We start from the raw sequence: 3,895 nt of genomic DNA, 5'->3' as shown, positions 1-3,895 counted from the left end.
AGCGACGGATCTTTATCCAGTCTGTTCATCAGGGAATCCATTTTACGGTTGAACGTAACAGTGTCTGTGAACTTGTAAGGATTCGGGTGCTGCTTCTTCAACAGCTCCACAGCGTATTTAAAATCATCTTTTAAATCCTGCTTCGTAAACCCGGTGAAAGGTTGCACCTGGGCCAGGGCGGTTGTGGAGAGTAGGGACATAAGTATCCCTGATGCAATAAATTGCTTCATATTGTTTATAGTTTTTTAAATAGTAAGCTACACGGCAGATGGCCGCGATATAATCAGTAGAATCTTACATTTTATTGATCAGTGCAATAATTCCCTCGTTTTCGATGATCATCATACCCTGACGGTCTTCGGTAATGCCTTCGTGTAAGGTGTAGGTGTACCTGGGTACATTTCCTTCCAGTATCGTCGGCATAAACCGGAACTGCACGTTAGGCAGGTCTTTGAGTGCTTCTCCTACCTCGATGATGTGGGTAGATACGATGAACAGGCAGTTGTTGTATTCGGAGAACCCTTCCGTTACCGCCAGGGTACCGTCAAAGGCGTCTTTAACATTGGTGCCTTTGAACAGTTCGTCGAACATCAGCAGGAGGTGTTCGCCGGTGGCGGCGGCCAGCGCAGCGTCCTTTACCCTTACTACTTCTGCATAGAAGTGGCTGTAGCCCATCGCTATGTTGTCGGCCACGTTGATGCTGGAGAAAATGCCTTCGCGTACAGAGAATACCATTTCGGCAGCGGCCACCGGAAAACCAAGATGGGCCATGTACATACCGATACCGATGGATTTCATCCAGGTGGATTTACCGGCCATATTGGCCCCGGTGAGGAACAGCACATTACTGCCCTCCTTCATTTGGATATCGTTGCCTACCGCTTTTGTAATACAGGGATGCCTCAGATTACGGGCATGGAACACGTTTTCTTCTTTCTCCACCGCTGTTGCATAACAAAAATGCCGCTCACGCGATACATTACTGACCGCGATGTATACATCTGTTTCGGCAATAAACATCAGCACGTTCTTCATAACCTCGTTATGCCGGTTGCGCAGCAGGAAGTCGTACTCGGACACGGTGCTGGTCGACATCGGCTTATAGATATCACTATCGAGGATCTTTCGGATGTCCTTTTGGTGCATGATGGCCAGTAAGGATTCCACGCGGGCCTGCAAAGGACTGTTTTCGCGCTTCAGCAACTCCAGCAGTCCATAACACTTCTTCAGCGTTACGATGGTGGCCTGCAACTTCAGTAAGGTGCTTTTGTAACGGGTATCTTTCATGAGTCCCGCCAGCAACTTTTGCAAGTGCAGGTCTGCCGTCACCGCCAATTGCGATTTCCCCGCCGTAGTGTCGATATATTCCCGCATCAGGGCCACCTGGTCGGCCTCAAAAGGAAACGCAACACCTTTCTCTTCGAAAAACTCGAAAATGGCCACACGCCGGTTGATAGCGGCAGCATCATTCAGCGGATGTGAAAACATCTCATCCATCAGTTTTTCGCCGATCCGTGTTCTCACTTTATTGAAGAGGAAGTACACTGATCCCTGGCGGAATTTGCCCATGAGGTTCAGCTCCCCTACCGATTGGCGATCTATTTTAAAACTCATAATTGCTTATTTAACCTTTTACCGCCTTTGTTTCCCTGCTTCAGAATGTCGAGTATACCTTCGTTATTGATGATAATCATTCCATGTTTATCATTGGTAACGCCCTCTTCCAGCGTGTACGTGTATTCAGGTACAGGCCCTTTCATAATGGTGGGCAAAAAGTAAAACGCAGCGCTTTCCTTTTTACGCAACTCGCCGGCCGCCTCAATGATATGGGAGGAGATGATAAACTTACTGTCTTTACGGTTGGTAAACGCATTACAAACCGCCAGCGTTCCCTCCAGCGCATCCTTCACATTCGTACCCCGGAATAATTCATCGAACAGTACGAACAGTGATTTTCCTTCACTGAGTTCCTGCCCTATTTTCTTTACCCGTAATACTTCCGCGTAGAAATGGCTGGCCCCTATGCCCAGGTTATCAGGCAGGTTGATCGTGGTATATACACCATCCATCACCGAAAACTCCATGGAGGCTGCGGCTACCGGAAAGCCCATATGGGCGATGTACACCGCGGTACTGAACGAACGCAGGAAGGTAGACTTCCCGGCCATGTTGGCCCCCGTAAGGAATACCAGGTTGCGGGCAGGTTCCATATGCAGACTGTTCGCCACCGCATTTTTTAAAAGTGGATGGTATACACCCTCCACTTTTAAAATGCTCGTCCCTTTTGGGTGTACTATAGGAAATACCATGTTATGCTTCGCGGTCACCTGCGCAACAGACACATACACATCGATATGGTAAATAAAATGCAGCAGCTGCAACACCTTCCGTTTCTCCTTGCTACGGATCAACACATCAAAAGCCGTAACAGCAGCAAAGGAAATCCGGGCATTCGGCTTTTCGTTGAACACCGGTATAAAAGCCGGGTCGTTCAATACCCCGATAGCCGTCAGTCTTTCATCCTCCAGCTCTTTCACGCCTGCCATTTCCTTCGACTCCAGGTACTGCCTGAGCGTATGAAAAAGTTCGATCACCGACATAATCCCCTGCTGCACCTCTTTCTCACTAAGTGTAACTTTTGTGCCGCCATCCTGGTTATCATCGAAAGAGATGTATTTCTCTGCCTGGTCCAGCATGCCGCCATCGAAAGGAAAGCTGGCCTTCATTTTCACGAAAGCAGTAATGGTATTGATCCGTTTGATGATCTCTTCCCTGTTGTTCAGCGGTTTCCTGAACATGGCTTCCATAATGGTTTGCCCGCCACGGGTAAATGAATGGTTATAAATATCATAAATACCCTGTGTGTCTGCTTTCGAAAACAAGCGCAAGTCATCCATCGTCTGCGTATCTGTCTGCAAATACATATTCTACTTTTTTAAAACAGTTAAAGCTATTTGCGTTTTCTCCTGATCAGTATTACAATGCCTGCTACCAGTATCAGGGCTGGTATTAAATATTGCAGCACCATCTTCAATGTTGCGGCCGGCGCCTTTTTGATGGTCACCCATATATCAGTGGGCACTTTATAATGGTGGTATACCGGGTATTTGTTATCTGTCGTGTAGCTGTAGAACGCATTGCCATAATCCTTTCCGCTTGCTTTGGCAGTAGACATCATGTCTGCATCGCTGGAAACAATGATCTTCTGCACTTTGGGGCCGATTTTGCGGGTAAGCTGCAAACCAACCGGATAAGGCCCTTCCTTACGATAGTCACCTTCCGCGGGCTTGAATATAGGCGCGGCAGAGTCTACCACCAGCAAACCTCTTTCTACCCAGGTATTGGCATTGTTCTCCAAAGTGGTAATCTGTTCTACCTTAAACCCGGTGGTATCGGAATAGCTTAATACACTGGCACCGGCGATAGCGGTATAGCAGGCGGTGTAGATACCGTTCCTGAAGTAGAAAAATGGCTCCTCATCGGCCATATCTGTGCCTTTCTTAGAAATCAATCCCGGAAGCTTGTGCGGCATATCGTGCGGGTTAGGCTGCACAACGATGCCTTCATCCGCATTTACGCCAACATGGTTCAGGATGGGGTTCATGATGAACTGCTTGCCTGGTTCAGAATAGAACATGGCATTTCCTCCCCTGTCTATATACTGTTTAACGCTGTCGATAATGCTTTGGTCCAATATTGATTTCGGATCGGATATCACCAGTACATCTTCAGGTTTAAATGTAGCGGCACCTATGGCCGGAATAGTATCGAAATTCAATCCCATGTTGATCAGCGACCACCTGGAAGCTGTATTAACGGCGTGGTTGCCATATTCCCGCTCGCCGAACTTAAAAGGCGAACGCTCATAGTGACCCGTCAGGAACTTAAACACAGG

Annotated in this window: 4 protein-coding genes; all 4 read right to left on the bottom strand. The window is 47.8% G+C overall.

From position 1 onward, the window contains the following. A partial coding sequence (locus tag QZT80_RS13475; protein WP_295122593.1) for a hypothetical protein occupies positions 1-230 on the bottom strand: 230 nt, incomplete at its 3' end. A gap of 64 nt (positions 231-294) precedes the next feature. Continuing rightward, the gene (locus QZT80_RS13470; protein ID WP_295122591.1) at positions 295-1,614 is read right to left on the bottom strand and encodes a DNA mismatch repair protein; all 1,320 of its coding nucleotides are present in this window, start codon (positions 1,612-1,614) and stop codon (positions 295-297) included. Then, entirely contained in the window at positions 1,611-2,924 is a 1,314-nt protein-coding gene (locus tag QZT80_RS13465; protein ID WP_295122589.1) for a DNA mismatch repair protein, read from the bottom strand. The genes QZT80_RS13470 and QZT80_RS13465 overlap by 4 nt, the downstream gene beginning before the upstream one ends. A gap of 26 nt (positions 2,925-2,950) precedes the next feature. Continuing rightward, positions 2,951-3,895 (bottom strand): hypothetical protein (locus QZT80_RS13460; protein ID WP_295122587.1); only part of this gene is annotated, 945 nt, incomplete at its 5' end.

The organism is uncultured Chitinophaga sp. (assembly GCF_902168175.1).
Classification (GTDB): domain Bacteria; phylum Bacteroidota; class Bacteroidia; order Chitinophagales; family Chitinophagaceae; genus Chitinophaga.
This window is presented reverse-complemented; position numbering and strand designations above follow the sequence as displayed.